The organism is Nocardia sp. Marseille-Q1738, assembly GCF_965283145.1.
In genome coordinates this window covers 262,986-280,106 of sequence record NZ_CBDIMS010000002.1, presented here as the reverse complement: position 1 = coordinate 280,106, position 17,121 = coordinate 262,986, and the positions used below count along the sequence as shown (strand labels likewise).

17 protein-coding genes and 1 pseudogene are annotated in these 17,121 nt (G+C 67.5%); 9 read left to right on the top strand and 9 right to left on the bottom strand.

The annotated features are described in order from the left end of the window. Position 1: 1 nt before the first annotated feature. Together ACWPXK_RS09645 and galK are read right to left on the bottom strand one after the other, a co-directional pair. A complete protein-coding gene (locus tag ACWPXK_RS09645) occupies positions 2 to 1,732 on the bottom strand; it encodes a sodium:solute symporter family protein (RefSeq protein ID WP_454196405.1) in 1,731 nt (576 codons plus the stop codon). 222 nt (positions 1,733 to 1,954) lie between these two features. Continuing rightward, positions 1,955 to 3,082, bottom strand: a complete 1,128-nt coding sequence (gene galK / locus ACWPXK_RS09640; RefSeq protein ID WP_454195714.1) for a galactokinase — start codon at positions 3,080 to 3,082, stop codon at positions 1,955 to 1,957. Between the two features lie 164 nt (positions 3,083 to 3,246). Here galK and ACWPXK_RS09635 point away from each other — a divergent pair, with 164 nt between their 5' ends. From ACWPXK_RS09635 to ACWPXK_RS09625, 3 genes are all read left to right on the top strand, one after another. Beyond that, complete coding sequence (locus ACWPXK_RS09635; protein ID WP_454195713.1) at positions 3,247 to 3,801, top strand: pyruvoyl-dependent arginine decarboxylase; 555 nt, start codon at positions 3,247 to 3,249, stop codon at positions 3,799 to 3,801. A gap of 67 nt (positions 3,802 to 3,868) precedes the next feature. Next, on the top strand, positions 3,869 to 4,438 hold the full coding sequence (locus tag ACWPXK_RS09630) for a hypothetical protein (protein WP_454195712.1): 570 nt from the start codon (positions 3,869 to 3,871) through the stop codon (positions 4,436 to 4,438). Further along, positions 4,438 to 5,970 carry a diguanylate cyclase domain-containing protein gene (locus tag ACWPXK_RS09625; protein ID WP_454195711.1) on the top strand — a complete coding sequence of 511 codons (1,533 nt, stop codon included), beginning with the start codon at positions 4,438 to 4,440 and terminating at the stop codon, positions 5,968 to 5,970. The genes ACWPXK_RS09630 and ACWPXK_RS09625 overlap by 1 nt, the downstream gene beginning before the upstream one ends. A 1-nt stretch (position 5,971) precedes the next feature. Here ACWPXK_RS09625 and ACWPXK_RS09620 read toward each other — a convergent pair whose 3' ends face one another. Further along, the gene (locus ACWPXK_RS09620; protein WP_454195710.1) at positions 5,972 to 6,724 is read right to left on the bottom strand and encodes a DUF6319 family protein; all 753 of its coding nucleotides are present in this window, start codon (positions 6,722 to 6,724) and stop codon (positions 5,972 to 5,974) included. A gap of 295 nt (positions 6,725 to 7,019) precedes the next feature. Between ACWPXK_RS09620 and ACWPXK_RS09615 the strand changes: the two genes are divergently transcribed. The 3 genes and pseudogenes from ACWPXK_RS09615 to ACWPXK_RS09605 all read left to right on the top strand — a co-directional run bounded on the left by ACWPXK_RS09615 (position 7,020) and on the right by ACWPXK_RS09605 (position 9,255). Then, positions 7,020 to 7,865 carry a hypothetical protein gene (locus ACWPXK_RS09615; RefSeq protein WP_454195709.1) on the top strand — a complete coding sequence of 282 codons (846 nt, stop codon included), beginning with the start codon at positions 7,020 to 7,022 and terminating at the stop codon, positions 7,863 to 7,865. 25 nt (positions 7,866 to 7,890) lie between these two features. Further along, positions 7,891 to 8,255, top strand: a pseudogene (locus ACWPXK_RS09610) (AMP-binding enzyme); the annotation flags it as partial. A 145-nt stretch (positions 8,256 to 8,400) separates the two neighbouring features. Next, positions 8,401 to 9,255 carry an alpha/beta fold hydrolase gene (locus ACWPXK_RS09605; RefSeq protein ID WP_454195708.1) on the top strand — a complete coding sequence of 285 codons (855 nt, stop codon included), beginning with the start codon at positions 8,401 to 8,403 and terminating at the stop codon, positions 9,253 to 9,255. Positions 9,256 to 9,262: 7 nt separating this feature from the next. On the opposite strand, the gene ACWPXK_RS09600 is transcribed toward ACWPXK_RS09605, so the two are convergent. Then, a complete protein-coding gene (locus ACWPXK_RS09600; RefSeq protein ID WP_454195707.1) occupies positions 9,263 to 9,529 on the bottom strand; it encodes a hypothetical protein in 267 nt (88 codons plus the stop codon). 200 nt (positions 9,530 to 9,729) lie between these two features. Between ACWPXK_RS09600 and ACWPXK_RS09595 the strand changes: the two genes are divergently transcribed. Beyond that, positions 9,730 to 10,791 carry a DoxX family protein gene (locus tag ACWPXK_RS09595; protein WP_454195706.1) on the top strand — a complete coding sequence of 354 codons (1,062 nt, stop codon included), beginning with the start codon at positions 9,730 to 9,732 and terminating at the stop codon, positions 10,789 to 10,791. 76 nt (positions 10,792 to 10,867) lie between these two features. On the opposite strand, the gene ACWPXK_RS09590 is transcribed toward ACWPXK_RS09595, so the two are convergent. Both ACWPXK_RS09590 and ACWPXK_RS09585 read right to left on the bottom strand, forming a co-directional pair. Next, on the bottom strand, positions 10,868 to 11,257 hold the full coding sequence (locus ACWPXK_RS09590) for an STAS domain-containing protein (protein ID WP_454195705.1): 390 nt from the start codon (positions 11,255 to 11,257) through the stop codon (positions 10,868 to 10,870). A 149-nt stretch (positions 11,258 to 11,406) separates the two neighbouring features. Continuing rightward, positions 11,407 to 12,237 (bottom strand): mycofactocin-coupled SDR family oxidoreductase, encoded by an 831-nt coding sequence (locus ACWPXK_RS09585; RefSeq protein WP_454195704.1) that lies wholly within the window; start codon positions 12,235 to 12,237, stop codon positions 11,407 to 11,409. A 508-nt stretch (positions 12,238 to 12,745) separates the two neighbouring features. Between ACWPXK_RS09585 and ACWPXK_RS09580 the strand changes: the two genes are divergently transcribed. Together ACWPXK_RS09580 and ACWPXK_RS09575 are read left to right on the top strand one after the other, a co-directional pair. Continuing rightward, positions 12,746 to 12,988 (top strand): hypothetical protein, encoded by a 243-nt coding sequence (locus ACWPXK_RS09580; RefSeq protein WP_364324626.1) that lies wholly within the window; start codon positions 12,746 to 12,748, stop codon positions 12,986 to 12,988. 111 nt (positions 12,989 to 13,099) lie between these two features. Further along, the gene (locus ACWPXK_RS09575) at positions 13,100 to 13,756 is read left to right on the top strand and encodes a class I SAM-dependent methyltransferase (protein WP_454195703.1); all 657 of its coding nucleotides are present in this window, start codon (positions 13,100 to 13,102) and stop codon (positions 13,754 to 13,756) included. Between the two features lie 152 nt (positions 13,757 to 13,908). Here ACWPXK_RS09575 and ACWPXK_RS09570 read toward each other — a convergent pair whose 3' ends face one another. From ACWPXK_RS09570 to ACWPXK_RS09560, 3 genes are read right to left on the bottom strand one after another with little or no spacing between them, the layout of a single operon-like run. After that, positions 13,909 to 15,327: a cytochrome P450 gene (locus ACWPXK_RS09570; RefSeq protein ID WP_454195702.1), complete on the bottom strand. Its 1,419-nt coding sequence runs from the start codon at positions 15,325 to 15,327 to the stop codon at positions 13,909 to 13,911. Further along, complete coding sequence (locus ACWPXK_RS09565) at positions 15,324 to 16,547, bottom strand: MAB_1171c family putative transporter (protein ID WP_454195701.1); 1,224 nt, start codon at positions 16,545 to 16,547, stop codon at positions 15,324 to 15,326. The genes ACWPXK_RS09570 and ACWPXK_RS09565 overlap by 4 nt, the downstream gene beginning before the upstream one ends. After that, on the bottom strand, positions 16,544 to 17,041 hold the full coding sequence (locus ACWPXK_RS09560) for a hypothetical protein (protein WP_454195700.1): 498 nt from the start codon (positions 17,039 to 17,041) through the stop codon (positions 16,544 to 16,546). Before ACWPXK_RS09560 ends, ACWPXK_RS09565 begins: the two co-directional genes overlap by 4 nt. Positions 17,042 to 17,121 lie beyond the last annotated feature (80 nt).

Here is a 17,121-nt window from a genome sequence, read left to right as displayed (position 1 = left end):
CTTATCCGATAAAAATGTTGAGGGCGATCACGAGCACGAGCGCGATGCCGGCCAGCAGGACCGGACGCTGATACCAGGGCAGCGCGTCGGCCTCCGGATCGGTACGCACCTCTTTCGGCGTCTCCGAGTACACCAGCCCGATCAGCTCGGCCGCCGGTTTCGGCTGCGTCACCTGGGTGACCGCCACGCTGACCACGATATCGACCACGAACGCGACACCCGCCGCGACGAAACTCGATCCCTGGCCGGACAATTCGAACACCTCGGCTTCGTGCAGGATGAAAACCACGATGGCCGAGCCGGTTCCGCAGACCAGACCCATCCAGCCCGCCGCGGGCGTCATCCGCTTCCAGAACATGCCGAGAATGAACGTGGCGAACAGCGGCGCGTTGAAGAAGCTGAACAGGGTTTGCAGGTAGTCCATCATGTTGCTGAACCCGGAGGCGATGAACGCGGTGAAGATCGCGGCCACCGTCGCGCCAACGGTGGCCAGCCTGCCCACGCCGAGGTAGTAGCCATCCGGCTGTTCGCGCCGCACGTACTGCTGCCACAGGTCGTAGCTGAACACGGTGTTGAACGCGGAGACGTTGGCCGCCATGCCCGCCATGAACGCCGCGAGCAGGCCTGCCAGCCCCACGCCCAGCAGCCCGTTGGGCAGCACGTCCTTCATCAGGTACAGCAGTGCCTGGTTGTAGGTGGTGTCGCTCTGGAGGTCCGGATTCGCCGTCTCCGCCGCCTTGTACTCGGCCATCTGCGGCACCAGGACGGCGCTGATCATGCCGGGGATCACCACGATGAGCGGGATGAACATCTTCGGATAGGCGCCGATGATCGGGGTGCGCCGCGCCGCCGAGATGGAGTGCGTCGCCATCGCGCGCTGCACCTCCACGAAGTTCGTGGTCCAGTACCCGAACGAGAGCACGAACCCGAGCCCGAACACGATGCCGAGCACCGAGAGGAAGTTGTCGCCGAACCCGCTCAGCGCGTTGCCCGGCCAGGAATCCAGCTGCTGCGCTCCGCCCGGCGACGCGGTGATCTTGTCCTGCAACCCTTCCCAGCCGCCGGCCTTGTGCAGCCCGACCAGGGTGAGCGGCAGCAGCGCGGCCACGATGACGAAGAACTGCAGCACCTCGTTGTAGATCGCGGCCGACAGGCCGCCGAGGGTGATGTAGGACAGCACGACCGCCGCCGCAACGATCACCGACACCCACAGCGGCCAGCCCAGCAGCACGTTCACGATGGAACCGAGCAGATACAGGTTGACGCCCGCGATGAGGATCTGCGCGATGGCAAAGCTCAGCGCGTTGACCAAGTGGGCGCCCGTGCCGAAGCGCCTGCGCATGAACTCCGGCACGCTGCGCACCTTGGACCCGTAGTAGAACGGCATCATCACCACGCCGAGGAACAGCATCGCCGGAATCGCGCCGATCCAGAAGTAGTGGAAGGTCGGGAAGCCGTACTCGGCGCCATTGGCCGACATGCCCATGATCTCGACCGCGCCGAGGTTGGCGGAGATGAACGCCAGACCGGTCACCCAGGCGGGCAGCGAGCGGCCGGACAGGAAGAAGTCGATGCTGGAGGACACGCGCTGCCTGGCCAGCAGGCCGATGCCGAGCACGAACACGAAGTACAGGGCGACCAGCGCGTAATCGACCGGCTGCGCGTCCAGCCGGAGCGTCTCCGCGGCTTCGAAATGCGTGCTCGGTGCGCCCGGGTGCGAAACGACCGGCACGGCGGCGAGTACGTATGGGTCGGCAAGCGGCACAGCGTTCCTCCTGGCGGTGAAACCCGGGCGTCGAGCGAGATCGTTTCGTCGTGCGAGATCGTGCGTCGTGCTGGTCCTGCCGGCGCGCGCGACCTCCTCGTCGCCCGCCGAATGGTGTCGGCTGACACATACTGTGCGTGATCGTGCCCTACCCGCGTGGCACATTCACGCAGAAATCTGGACGGTCGCTCAACCGACCCGGTGCGCTCCGGCCGACGGCACCACCACGAACGTGCGGGGATCGGGCAGATCCGCGTGCGCGAAACGTCTTCGCACCGACTCCACCACGGCCTCGGTCCGCTCCTGATCGACCAGGGCGATGGCGCTTCCGCCGAATCCGCCGCCCACCATGCGCGCGCCGTACGCACCCGCGGCCAGCGCGGCGTCGACCGCGGCGTCCAACGCGGGGGTGGACACCTCGAAATCATCCCGCAGCGAGGCGTGCCCCGCGGTCAGGATCGGACCGATGCCGCGCGGGTCGACGCCATCTCGCAATTTCTCGGCAACCGCAAGCACCCTGGCGTTCTCGGTCACCACGTGCCTGGCCCGGCGGCGCAGCACGTCATCGGCGATCCGGTCGGCATCAGCCGCCGACGCGACGTCGCGCAAGGCGGCGACGCCGAGTGCGGCGGCCGCCGCGGCACATTGGTCGCGGCGCTCGGCGTAGCGGCCGTCGACCAGCTCATGCGGTTGCCCGGTATCGATCACCAGTAGCTGGAGTCCGACGCTGTCCAAGTCGAACGGGATCTGTTCGTGCGCGACACCGCGCGGCGCGGTGGTGTCGGCGGCGAAACCCCGCACGTCGAGCAGCAGCGCGTGCCCGGCCGTGCACAGGATCGCGGCCGACTGGTCGAGCAGGCCGGTCGGCGCACCGACGTAGTCGTTCTCGGCGGCCCGTGCCACATCGATCAACGCGCGGTCGGTCAGGCTGGGCGCGAACAGGTCCCGCAGCGCGACCGCCACCGCGCACGACAGCGCCGCCGACGACGACAACCCCGCGCCGATCGGCACCTCGCCGTCCAGGTCGAGGTCGACGCCCGGAATCCGGAACCCGCGCCGCGCGAACTCGGCGACCACACCGAGCGGATACCGTGACCATCCCGGGACCCGCGCCCGCTGCGCGGCGAGCTCGGACACCGCGACGAGCACCGGCTCGCCGGGCCGCTGCCGCGAGCCGACGCGCACTCGCCCGTCCGTGCGCGCCGCCGCCGTGCAGCGCACGACCAGCGGCAGCGCGATGGGCAGGACATAGCCCTCGTTGTAGTCGGTGTGCTCACCGATGATGTTGACCCGCCCCGGCGCCACCCATGTCCGCAAACTCGTACCTCGCTGTCCTCGTCGCTGCTGCCAGGTTACGAGACACGCCGCAGGAGCAGCGCTTTCGGCGTGTTCGGATGCGCGATCGGCGTTCGTCGCGCACAGTCGATTTTGACGGAAGGCTGGCCTGCAAATCTGTGGCCGCCCCGGATCGGGAGGGCATGATGATTCACGACACCCAGCGCGGCAAGTTACGCGCACGACCTCGGACCGATCCTTTGCGTCCGATACCGGCGCCACTGACGATCGAGATAGGCGCGGCGACCGGAGCCGGGCCGACCGCCATGTCGGCGTTCGACGCGGCGCTGCGCGGCCTCGGCGTCGGTGAGGCCAACTTGATCCGGCTTTCGTCGGTCATTCCGCCGCGCGCGACCGTCGAACGCGTCGGCCGGGTGCGCAAGCCGATCCCGTGGGGCGATCGCCTGTACTGCGTCTACGCCGTGCGGCACGTGCACGAACCGGGCGCGACCGGCGCGGCGGGCATCGGCTGGGCGCTGCGCGACGACGGCTCCGGCGCGGGGCTTTTCGTGGAGCACGAGGCCGAGACGGCCGAGGAGGTGACCGCCCTGATCCGGGCCAGCCTGGCCGACATGACCCGCCACCGCGGCGTCGGCTTCGGCCCGGTTCAGCTGTGCACCGTCGACACCACCTGCGACGGCGATCCGTCCTGCGCGCTGGTCCTCGCGGCCTACCACACCAGCCCATGGGGTCCGCGATGAGCGAGCGAACAATGGACACAGCCGAGCACTCGCTCGTGCCGGAGCCGAGCGCCAGCGAGGCGCGGGCATGAGCGAGATCGCCGTGACCGTCGAGACGACGATTCCGGACGACCGCATCGAGATGTTCCATCGCCTCTACGAGGAGGCGTTCGGCCCGCTGCGCGCGAAGGCCATCGCACGGCAAGTGCTGCATCCGGAGGAGTTCCGCGAGGAGATGAGCGATCCGCGCGTGCAGAAACACGTGGCGCACGCCCGCTCCGGTGAGCCCGTCGGCGTGACCACCCTGACCAGGCACCTCGAGACCGTGCCGTGGATCAGCCCGGACTATTTCGCCGCCCGCTACCCTGAACACGCGGCGCGCGACGCGATCTATTACGCGGGTTTCACCCTTGTTGCGCCAACTGCCCGACAAGGGGCCGCGTTCCATGCCATGATCAAATCAGTTGTCCAGGTTTTGGTTGCCGAACGCGCGGCGGTCGGTTGGGACATCTGCTCGTACAACAACACTCGGTTCTCGTTCGCCGACAGTATTCGGGCAGTGCTCGACGAACAGGCGAACGTCGAAGTCGCGGTGGAGGATTCACAGATCTACTACGCGGCCCGGTTCACCGGGGACGGAGCGACCAAGGGGGGCTGATGACACCCAGCGAGCAGCCGCAGACCAGCTGTCGGCGCCACCTCGGATTTCGCTGGTATGCAGTACTTGTGGGCGGCAGCTCGGCCGCGATCGCGATACACCTGACGATCGACTCGCGGCTGGTGTCGTTCGTGACGATGGCGGTCATCGTCGGCGAGACGCTCACCATGATCGGGGTCGGTCTGCACACGCACCGGCCGGCGCACCCGCTGCCGTGGTATCTGCTATCGGCCTCCGCGGTGCTGTTCGCGACCGGCACCACGCTGCGCGACGCGTCCGGTCACTCTCTTCATCCGATCGATGACGCGTTCACGCTGCTCGGCTATCTCGGTGTCGGTCTCGCCGCGCTGATCTGGCTGTGGCCCCGCCAGGTACACGGCAACTACGACCTGATGCTCGACTCCGCGCTGATCGGGCTCGGCGCGCTGCTCGCCTCCTGGACCTTCCTCATCTCGCCGATCCTGCGATCGACCGAAACCGGCGTGGACGTCGTGATTGCGGCGATCTACCCGGTGCTCGACGCGCTGCTGCTCACTCTGGTCTCGCACTCGATGGCCACCTCCACCCGCGCGGAGACCTCGCTGTGGCTGCTGCACGCCGGGTTGGTCGCCATATTGCTCGGCGATCTGGGCTACAGCTTGGAGGCCGCCGGCGCCACCGTCCTCGGACCCGAGGCCCTGCTGGCTCCGCTTCTGGCCGCCTACGCCATCGTGGGAGCCGCGGCGCTGCATCCCACCATGGCGACGCTCGGTGCGCCGCGGCGCATCCATCCGCACCACTCCAGGCAGCGCGCCAGTCTCATCGCGATCGCGCTGATCGTGGCCTCGTTGGTTCCGGTGGTCGGGTCCAGCCTCGACCCGCTCGACCGCGTGGTGGTGTCGTCGCTGTTCGCGCTGTTACTGATCGGCATGCTGGTGCGCAGCGAGCGTGCCATCGTGCGCAGCGCCCGCAGCGAGCGGCGCGCGCAGTACCAAGCCGACCACGACATGCTCACCGGGTTGCTGAACCGCGCCGCGCTGCTGCGCACACTGCGGCAGCATCGCGAACGCTGGGCCGAGCAACCGATCTGCCTGCTGTTCATCGACTTGGACGACTTCAAACGAGTCAACGACAGCTACGGACACGCGGTGGGCGACGAGCTGATCGCGACCGCGGCGGCCCGGATCCGGCGTGTGGTGCGCCGCGAGGACGTCGTGTCCCGATACGGCGGCGACGAGTTCGTCGTGCTGTCCCCGCTCGCACGGCCGGAGGCGTCCGTGCTGGCCGAACGGCTGATCGGCGCGTTCGTGCGGCCGTTCGGGTTGAGCGCGGGCGAGATCCCGATCACCGCGAGCGTCGGCATCGCCTGCGCGGGTCCGCACGGCTCCGACCCGGCCGTGCACAGCCTGATCCGGGACGCGGACGCGGCCATGTACCACGCGAAGCAGTACTCGCTGGGGTACGCGTTCCATGGGGACGCACGGTGCCCGTCCCCCGACGCCAAGCGCCGGGTCTGGCGCGCGGCAACCCCGTCCACCAGCACCGCGGTGTGACTCAGTCGCTCAGTTCCTCCAGCAGGCGCTTGGCCTCCTCCAGCTCCGCCTGTAGCTGCTGCACCTTGGCCTCCTGCGCGCCACGCAATGTCTCCAGGACCCCGTCGACCACCTCGGCGACCTCCGGATGCAGGATCTTGGCCGCCTGCGCGACCGCGGGACTGGCCACCGGAAGGCCGCGCACCGTGCGCTTCTTGCCGCTCACCACGTCGACCGACCACTCGCCGTCGGCGGTGCCGCTCAGCGTCACCGTGACCTCGGGCGCCTTCGGCTTGCGGGCGGCGGCCTTCGCGGGCTTGGCCGCGTTCGCCGCAGGGGCCTGTTTGGTCGCACCTCTGCCCGTGCTGTCGGGTTCGCCCGCTTCGGGGGTGCTCGCCTGCGGTTTCGGGGTGGGGGTGCTCGCGGGAGCTGGCGCGGCGCTCGTCACGGTCGACGGCTGGGTCACGGCGGATTCCTTCCTGGTTGTCGACTTCGGCTGGGCAGCGCTACCGGCCGCCCCTCGCGGCGGCTTGGTCAATGTCACCTCGGTCGGCGAGAAGGACAGTACATCCTTCGATCCGGTCGGCCGGACCTGTAGGAAGTCTCCGTCGGCCGGGTCGCCGAGCGCGACCACCTTGCCCGAGCGGCCCTCCGGGACGCCGACCGCGGCCGAGGTGAACCACACCATGGGCGGGCGGCCACCGGCGATGTCCGTGGCGATCTGCTGAATCTCGCTGTCCGACAAGGGCTGCGGCTTGGTTCGTGGCGACGGCATGATGACTCCGAGCAATGTTCGTGGTTGGCTGCGTGCACAGATGATGCCGTACCACGCCGACAGATTCTCGGGGCAGGCGTCGAATCGAGTCATCCGCACCCAGATCCGCGCGGACAGCGAACTTCTGGCTACATTCGCGGTGCCCCTGTCGCGGCGCCCGGTGACTCGCTTTGACACCCGCGTGAACGGCATGATCTGATTCCGGCGAATCCGTTTGCCAGCACCGGTGATCCGACGGCGACCCGCAGCGGCCCGCTTCGAACCGGTACTGGAACGAGGCAACCAGGGGGGCCAGATGACCCATGCGCGGCATTCGGCGGTGCTCGCCGCCGCACCACTACACACCGGCCTGCTCTTCGGCGCGGTCACCGTCACCGTGCTCGCGGCGGGCGTGATCGTCCTGGCGATGATCGCCGGAAACCGCAGGCCGCCATCGCCTTTCGACACCGGACACCGCTATGGCTCGCGGACTCGGCAGCCGAGGATACGGTTGCTCGCCGACGGCGCACCGCCGCCGCGGCCAGGGCCGTCTCCGAGCATTCTCCCGCGCTCCGCGCTACCGAGTCCGTCGCATACGAACACGCGCGACATTCCGTTCCTGGTCGGCGCGGCAGCGGGCGTCGTGGCGCTGCTGGGCAGCATCGCCTGCCTGGTTCTCATCACCCCGGTGGCGACCGACGACACCACTGCGGAAGCGCCCGATCCGCTGACCGCGACGCGACCCGGCGATTGCGTGGCGATTCCCGCGCCGCACGCCTCCGGCGGCATCCCCGCCACCATCGTCCCCGCGGCCTGTGACACGCTCCCCGCCAACTTCCGCGTGCTCCAGACCGGATCCTGCACCGATCCGCGAGTCGACCGGGAACACCGGCGAACCGACCGCGCCGGGCGGGAGCAGGTCCACCTGTGCCTCGCGCCCGATTGGCGAGCGGGCACCTGCTACGACGTCACCGACTGGCATCTGCCCCGAAAGGTGGACTGCGCCAGAGTCGGCAAGAAGATCATCCGGATCACCGCCGTCCTGCCCTACGCGGCCGACGCCGACGCCTGTCCGCGTGACGCCGACGGCTCGAACGCGGTCGCCCGGCCGAATCGGGGAATCACCCTCTGTATGCGCGGTTTCGACCGGCCCGACGAATAGGTCACGGAGCTCGATCGCCCTCGGCGTCACGCTGGAGATCCGCGACAGCTCGGGCAACACCGCCCCGACGGCACCTAAGGCGAGATCAATCTGCGCAGCCCGTACGTGATGCTCGGTTACGTCTATCCCACCGAGATCGAGCAGTGCCTCGAGAAACATCCCGCGGTGCGCGAGTGCGCGGTCGTCGGCGTGCCGGACGCCGACCTCGGGCAGCAGGTCGCCGCGCTGGTCGTGGTCGAAAGCGTCACCGCGACAACCGAAGACGAGCTGCGCGCGTGCACCGCCGAACGGCTCGCCTACTACAAGGTGCCCGCGCGCTGGCGGCTCACCACCACCGCACTCCCCCGCAACGCGACCGGCAAGGTGGTGCGCTCCGGTCTCACCGTGTGAAATCCCCGGTGCGAAACATGCGCCTGTACGTGCGCGTGCAGGCCATCGTCCGGTGTGCCCCGAGCGCCCGCTCGACCGGGTACGGCCACGTAAAATCGCGACACACCCGGCGATTCGTTCGCCGGGGCGCTCGCAGGGAGTCGGCGTGGACATTTTCGAGCATCGAGGCAGGGCCGTGGTCTTCGACCGCGCGGGTAGCGGGTCTCCGGTCGTGTTCCTGCACAACGCCGGTGCACAACACCGCATCTGGGACGACCAGGTCGCGGCGCTGCGGCGCGAGCACGAAGTCTTCGCGCTCGACCTTCCCGGGTACGGGCGATCCGATCCGCCCGCGGCGGGCTACCGGCTCACCGACTACGTGACCATGCTCGGCGCGTTCCTGATCGCTCACCGGCTCACCGACGTGGTGCTGATCGGCAATTGCCTCGGCAGCGCCACCTCGCTGCGTTACACCATGGACCATCCCGCGGGGGTGCGCGCCCTCGTCCTGATCAATCCGCTGACCTGGGACACCGTGAGTTCGGGACAGTCGGCGGGACTGGCCTGGGTCGACGCGCGGCTGCCGCTGGCTCCGGTGGCTCGCCGGATCAGCCTGCCCGGCTGGGCGGTCTCGCTGATCGTCGCGAATCAGCTGGGCCCGCGTGGTCGCGCCCGGAAACAACAGTACGAGCCGCGCGTGCGGGCGCACTGGTCCGACCGGGGCAGATTGACCGCGTTGCACGGCTTGGTCCAGGATTTCCCGGCCTACCGCGCGTTGGACACGTTCGATCCGCCCGCCGGCTTCCCGCCGATCTGCACGATCTGGGGTCGGCGCAATCGCATCCTCTCGGCCGAGGCGGGCAAGCGCCTCAACCGTGCGCTGCGCCCGCACACCGCGGTGGAGATACCTGACTGCGGTCACCTTCCCATGGTGGAGGACCCGGATCGGGTCACCGAGATCATCAGCGGTTTCCTGGCGGCGACCGGCACGGCAGCGGTCCGCGAACAAGCGAACGGCTGAGCCGCGCTCAGAGGGGAGCCGCGGTCGGGCACAGCTCGGCGAAGCCCGTGGAGCGCACGCCGCAGCCGGTGCACTCGAACGCCATGCCGAGTTCGAGCATCCAGTTGATGCGGGCATGACAGGTCTCGCAGAGGAAATCGACGCCCGCCGTGTGGCAGCAGGACCGTTTACGGATCAACCATTCCGCGCGATGACGGCACCGCACGCCGTCGAAGCGGAACGTGCACACCGGCGCGATGGCTTCGAAAGTCGTTGTAGCGGCAGCTGTTCGCACAGCGGATACCTTCCGGCAGAGCAGGGTGGAATGTGGGCGAACCGGCCCGGATCCGGGCGCGGCACCCTCTCGATCATCGGCCGCCGTGGATTTGCTGTTATCCGGGTGAGGCGGTATTCACAGGGCGGCGTCCGGGCGTGTTTGCGCACGCGACTTGCGGGAATCCGGTCGGTAACGGCATCGAGAGAAGGGGATTTGTCATGTTGTTGCGCCGACTCGCCCGGCCTCTACTGGCCACTGCGTTCGTCGTCGATGGAGTCGATACGCTGCGGCACCCGGACGAGCGGGTCAAATCCGCGAACCAACTGGTAGAGCGCGGGCGGCGGCAGCTTCCGGACGAGATTGCTGGAAAGTTGCCCGCTGATCCGGCAACCGTGGTGCAGATCAACGCCTTCGCCCAGGTGGGCGGCGGCGTGTTGCTGGCACTCGGGAAGGCGCCGCGCCTGGCCGCCCTGGTGCTGGCCGCGACCGTCGTGCCCGCGACCGTCACCGAGCAGGATTTCTGGAACGAACAGGATCCCGCCCGGAAATCGGCGAAACGGACCGCGTTCCTGAAGGATCTCGGGCTGCTCGGCGGCCTGATGATCGCCGCGGCCGATACCGAGGGCAAGCCGTCCTTGGGCTGGCGCGGACGCCGGGCCGCCCGCGACGCGGCCGCCACGGTGTCGGCGGCGCTTCCGTTCGGGGCGGCCTCGAACGGCCCGACCGGAGCCGCATTGCGCAAGCACGCGCATGAGGCCGCGGAACGGGCGCGAGCGCTCGGGTCCGTCGCTGCGAGCAAAAGCGCGGAGCTGGCCGAGACGGCACAACGCCACGGGCCGGAGTGGGCGGAGGCCGCCAAGGAACACGGCGGCGATCTCGCCGAGTCCGCGAAGCTGCACGGCGCCGAATGGGCGGAAATCGCCAAAGAACGGGGCACCGACTGGGCCGAAATCGCGAAAGAATACGGCGCGGACTGGGCCGAAATCGCCAAAGAACGGGGTGCCGACTGGGCCGAAATCGCCAAAGAGCGCAGCGCCGACTGGGCCGAAATCGCCAAAGAGCGCGGGGGTCACCTCGCGGAGCTGGCCAAGCAGCGCAGCGCGGAATGGGCCGAACTCGCCAAGGAACGTGGAGCCGAGCTGGCCGAGCTGGCCAAGCACCGCGGACCCGAGATCGCGGGCGAAGCACGGGAACGCGGGGCGCACACCGCGCACCTAGCGCGCGAGCGGGGCGCCCGGGCCGCGCACGCCGCACGCGAGAAGCTCGAACAGCGCCGCTGACCCGACGTGCGAGGTGGCCGCGTCGCCTTTGTCCGGCTTGGGCGCGGCCTCGGGCCATCTCCCGCCGATGATCGCGTCAGGCGGTCTCGTCGTAGCCGGGCGCGATATCGGCGAGCGCGGCGTCCAACGAGCCGACGCGATGGAACCCAGCGGAGAGGCCGGTGATCTCGATGGCCCGGTCCACCGAACGCACCTTGGTGATCAGGATGATGCGGCGGTGTGCTCGTGCGGCTTCGGCTTGCGCCTCGACCAGGACGGTCAGTCCCGCCGCCGCGAGGAACGTGACCGGCGACAGATCGAGCACGAGCGTCCTTGTGTCGCAGAGCGATCCGCGGGTCAGCTCGGTGCGCAGCCGGGGTGCGGTCGCGAGGTCGATCTCGCCGACCACCATCAACATCGTCACGTCGCTGCGCGGTCGGCACACCGAGAACCGAAGCGGGTCAGTCCGTTCGGTGTGACGGGACATGCACTGACTCCTGGCCGGACGCGGGCACTGCACAGACCATGTGCTGTCCAGTGAAGCACTGCCCAATAAGGTCTGTACAGGCGCGCCCCACCCGGTCTTCGCTCGCGGCCTGCCCTTTTCGGCCGGATGCACGCACGGAGCGGCGCAGGTCATGACGTGTTCGCGCTACCCCCGCAGGAAATCGTCACCGCTTCACCATTGAAGTGGCGGCCATGCTCGGAGACCAGCAGCAGCACGGCCTCGGCCACTTCAGCGGGCTGGATCAGATCCGCGTTCGGCGGACCGGATTCGATGATCGCCATCCAGTCCTCCTTGGTGGGATTCTCCTTGTCCGGCACCATGAGGCGCCAGGTGGCGGGGTTCTGGATCATGTCGGTGTCCACGCCAGACGGCAGCAGCGCGTTCACGGTGATGCCGTACTCGGCTACCTCGAGCGACAGCGATTTCACCAGGCCGAGCACACCCCATTTGGTGGCCGCGTAGTGCCCGGCGTTGCGCGCGCCCATCTTGGCCACGATGGACGAGGTGGCGATGACGCGGCCCCAGCGGCGCTCGATCATATGCGGGACCACCGCACGGAAGCTGTGGAATACGCCGGTCAGGTTGGTGTCGATCATGTCCTGCCACATCTGCTCGTCCATCTCGGCGATGGGCGAGCTGGACGCGATACCCGCGTTGGCGATCAGGATGTCGATGCGGTCGAATTCCTCGATCGCGCGCTCGGCCACCGAGCACATCTGCTCGAGGCTGCGCACGTCGGCCCGCACGGCGATACCGCGGCGGCCGGTCCGCTCGACCAGCTCGGCGGTCTCGGCCAGATCATCCGGGGTGCTCAGCGCGTAGGGAAGACCCGGCACAGGTGCGGCGATATCGCACACCACGATGTCGGCACCCGCGCCGGCGAGTGCGAGCGCATGCGCGCGGCCCTGGCCGCGTGCGCCGCCGGTGATCACCGCCACCCTGCCGTCGAGATTCCCCATGTCGGGCCCCTCACCAGTCGATATCCGCTTCGGCCGCCACCCATCGTGTCACGCGGGGGTGCGGTCGGCGCCCGATTTTCGGTATGCGCCGCGTGTGATCGAGCGGGGCGCGTCTCCGGTTCCGCCTCGCCCCGGCCCGGCACCAGCACCGGCGGTACGCCGAGCAGTGCGGCTCGGATCCCGGCGGTTTCCCACGAATGGGTACCGGACACCGGGTGTACGGTCCACCATCGTTCCGGGCCCGATCAGCGGAACGCATGGCGTTGACAGGGGGCGGTGCGTCGAAATCCACAGGGGCGGTGGAACAATGCGTAATGTCCCCGCTCCGGAGCGGGCACGGCTACGGCACGGGTGAGCCGACCCGACTACGGCAGGGACAGCACGTGCAACCCTTCCGACCCGGCCCAGTGACGAAGTGAGTGCGAGGTACGCTGCGCCCCGGAACGACCGTGCCTGCACGTCGTTCCGGAGCGCGGTCCAGCGCATCCACCATGGTTCCTGGAGCTCGATGACCGATTGTGAGTACCTTGGCGTGAATCTCGACCTACAGCTCGGCGCCACACCGCCCGAGCACGACTTCCCGACCGAGCACGATTGCGCGGTGGCCGACCGGTTCGCCAGCCAGCGACTACGCAGGCTGATCCACACGGCCGTCGGCCTTTCCGACGACTCCATCGACTTGCTGACGGCGATGACCGGTCGCCTCCGCGCCGCCGAGGGCATGCTCCCGCGCGACCCGCTCGACGACTGAGGAGCAACGCGACCGAACCGGAACGCCCGTATCGCGCCGATCACTGGGGGTAGTTGCCGAAGCGGCAACGTTATTTGCCGATTCTCCACAGTCTGGCGGATCGTGGGGTTCATGGAATCGACACACCACCATGCGGACGGGCCGACGCCCACGACGGTCGAGTACTGGGAGGCCTTCTACTCCGAGCGCGAGCAGGTCTGGTCGGGACGACCGAATGTCTTGCTCGTGCGGGAGATCGCGGCGATCGCACCCGGTTCGGCACTGGATCTGGGTTGCGCCGAGGGCGCCGACGCGATCTGGCTGGCCGAGCGCGGCTGGCGGGTCACCGCCGCCGACGTCTCGGAGACCGCGCTCGCCCGCGCGCGGGCCGAGGCGCGGCGGCAGGGGTTGTCGGATCGGATCGAGTGGCAGCGGCACGATCTCGCCGAGAGCTTCCCGTCCGGGAGTTTCGATCTCGTCACGGCGCAGTACCTGCACTCACCGCCCGCTCGGGACGGTGAGCGGACGAAGATTCTGCGCCGCGCGGCCGAGGCGGTGGCGCCGGGCGGACAACTGTTGATCGTCGGGCACGCGGAATGGCCGAGCTGGGTGGTGGAGCCGCCGTTCGACGTGAGCTTCCCGACCACCGCCGAGGTGCGTGCGGGACTGGCGTTGGACCCCGCCGAATGGCAGGTGGAGGTCGACGAAGTCGTCGAACGCGAACACCCGGGACCGGAGGGACAGCCGAGCACCAGGAAAGACAACATCCTACGAATTCACCGTCGCTGACGGTTCCGCGTGACTGGCCGCCCACCTTCTCATCCTGGCCTCTCGCCCACCCGGACCATAGATCGTCCGGCCGCGACCTACTCACCGGCGGTATAGCGGAGCTCACGCCATCCTCGGCGTGCAGGCTGACTTCTCCGTCGCGGCACTTGCTGTCACGGATGGCGTGAGTGCAGGCGCAGGCGCAGTCCCGCTGGTTTGAGGGTGAGGGTTTCCTGGACGTCGAGTCGATAGCCCGGGTCGGGATCGAGGTCGAACTCGTGCAGGAGGGCGGCCAGCGTCACCATGATCTCGTGTTGGGCGAACTGTCGCCCGATGCAGGCCCGGGGGCCGGTGCCGAATGGCTTGTAGATGCGGGGAGGGAGATTCCGAAGGTTCTCGGGCAGGAACCGATCGGGATTGAACTCGTCCGCGTCCGGTCCCCAAGCCGGATCCCGATGCGCGGCGAGCAGCAGCACCAGTACCCAGTCCTTCTTCTTGAAACGGTACCGCCCGTGACAGAGCGTCGTGTCTTGCCGGGCGCGGCGGAAGTAGCCGGGACCGGTTGGCCACAGACGTAGCGTCTCATCCACAACCCGCCGTAGCCGGCGGAGTTTGGCTACATCGTCGAACTCGATGGCCGGGTATCCCTTGGCGGGCCAACGCTCGTCGAGCTCGGCGCGGACACCGTCAGCGATGTCCGGTCGGATGGACAAATAGTGCAAGGCGAAGGAGATGATGTTCGCAGATGTCTCGCTGCCCGCGACCAAGAAAGTCAGAATCTGGTTCCGGATATTCGTGACATCGAGTGCGTCACCGGCCACCGAGTCACCGGCGTCGAGCATCAGATCGAGTATGTCGCGGTGTTCGGCACCGGACTGGCTTCGGCGGGCTTCGATGATGCCGTCGACGACCGTGTGCGCATGTGCTACATCGGTCCGATGCTGACGTTCCCGACCTCTGCGGAAGATCAGTTCGAACCACGGAAGAACATCAGTTCGCCGGTTCGCGTAGGTCAGTTCACGAACCATCGCCTCGACGAACGGATTTCCGCTCGGATCGGACATCGAACGGAACGAGTGTGAGAACCCAGCGCGAGAGATGATCTCGAACGTCAGCCTGTTCGCGTGCGCGGGAATGTCGATCCACGTGCCCGACGGTAACGCCGACCAGGAATCGGTCAACTCGCGCACCGTGCTCGCGATCGTGTCGTGGTAGTTGGCCATCGCAGTCCGCGTGAACGCGGGCATGAGGACGTTGTGTGCCTTCTCCCAATTCGCCTCCCGATTGAAGGCGGTGAACAGACCGTCCCCCGCAAGAGGCCGAAGCTTCATCAACGAGTGGCCGATGTGCTTCTCCCACAGCGACTCATTGTTCACCTCCTCCACCGCCTCGGTACCGGTCACGATGACCGCGGGAAAGCCGAAGAGCTTCTGTTCGAAGACTGGGCCCAGTTCCCGCGCCTGCTCGGCCAACCGCTGGCAGGGCTTGGCGAAGTCGGTGGTCAAGACGTCACCGAGCAGGGGCAATCGGAAACGCGGATGCGGCAACGCCGCGGGTTCGGCCCCGACGGTGCTGGACGACACCTCGATCATGTTTTCTCCCCCGCTTGTCGGGTTGATTCGGCGATTGTGCGGTTCTGCCGAGTCGCGGCGAACATCTCTGCCGCTCGCCACCACTTGGCCAGTGCGAGAAGTTCGGCCACCTCGTCGTCCAGGGTTGCAGACGACGAGGGTGGCCGCCACCGGACCACCTCGTTGGCTGGCGACGCGGTATCCATCCTGTCACGCGCCGCACCAGCCAACTGCACAGCAAACCTTGCCATGTCCCGCTCGTGATCTGGAACATGCTGGCGGGCAACAAATCGCGCGAACTCGATCGGCTCCACATCGCGGCAGTAAGGACGGAGTTGGAGGATGGCATCGCGTATTTCCACGATGACGCGATGAAGTTGCAGCTTCGTGCCTCGGCCTGCCGCCGCACCGGCGTCCAGCGGGAGCCGGCTGTCCGGGAACATCGAAACCATCGTGCGCCACAGGGGCCGCAGTCGTCGCAGTCGTCGACCGGCGTAGTCGCAGCCGAGATACTCGACGACCGCTTTCACCAGGGGCGCGGCAGACACCAGCGATATCGTTGTGGCAATCCAGAAAAAGTTCCGTGAATGTGTTCGGAGCCGAAACTCGACCGAGTCGACGACGTGGAGTTCCTGAAGTATGGCGAGTACGAGCGCGATCATTGTCGAGACCCCGATGGCCGCTCCTGCCGCCGCTATTCCGGCGAGAATCAATTTCTCGGTATCGGACACGCGTTGCTGCTTGATTTCCAGATAGCATCTGCGCAGCATCTGGAACGACAAATACAGCGGTAGCACCGCGAACCCGACCCATGCGACCACCTCGTCCCATCCCCCGGAGATCTCCAGCAGCTGTTCATCGCGCCGCGCCCGGGTTCCGGCCACCAGAATCACGGATGCGAGGAACCCCGCGGCGAAGTACCAAAGAAATTGCCGCCGCCGGACCTTCGCCGGATCTCTGCCGGAAAGAAGATCCACTACGCACAGGAAGGGCGCGATCGAGACAACGATCGTGCACAGTGATAGCTGTTGGACCATCGTCACGGTCAGCGGCGAACTCTCTGCGATGAGAGTCTCTACTGCTTGCTCCCGCAGCAACTGGGTCGACAAGATGATCGTGAGTGTGGCGTTGAGGTACCGCTCGGCCGACGTACTGTTGAACCATCGCCATCGAGCCAGGACGACGAGAACCATCACACCGATGAGCGGCCACGCGATTGCCGCGGAGACCGATGATGTCATCGCCTTTTGAAGAGGACGTTGCGAAAGTTCTGGTCCCGCTTCGTGCTGACCGAGGAAACCATCACCATGCTTGCGAACATCTCCGCTTCGCGTTCCGGCCCACTTTCATAAGCCGAACGGCCGAGGACGGCTCGAACCGTCGAAGGATCGATATCCGGAAACGCAAGCCGGAAGAGCTGATCGGCTTCGGGGGTGTCCACGCCGCCCCGGTATGCACGATCATGACCGAGTACCATATGACCGATCTCATGGCACACGATTTGGTCGACATGGTATTCCGATGTCGCGTCCTCGTGGATGATGACGTCATCGTGCTTGCGAACCAACCACAGACCGCAGGGGCTTTCGATCGAACCGAGGATTCTCAACGGAAGCACGGTTATCGGGCGTCCGCGCAACTCGGCCACCTTCTCGACAAACTGGTTCCGGTCCCACGGGTCCGGTATCGGAAGCCGTTCCAACACCTTCTGGATCTCCCTCGCCGAGGTGCCCATTCAGATTCCGTCCCCAGTCGGCCCACTATCCCTCTGCATGCACACCTGATCCGTTGGAACCGGTGTGTACTCTGTGCCCC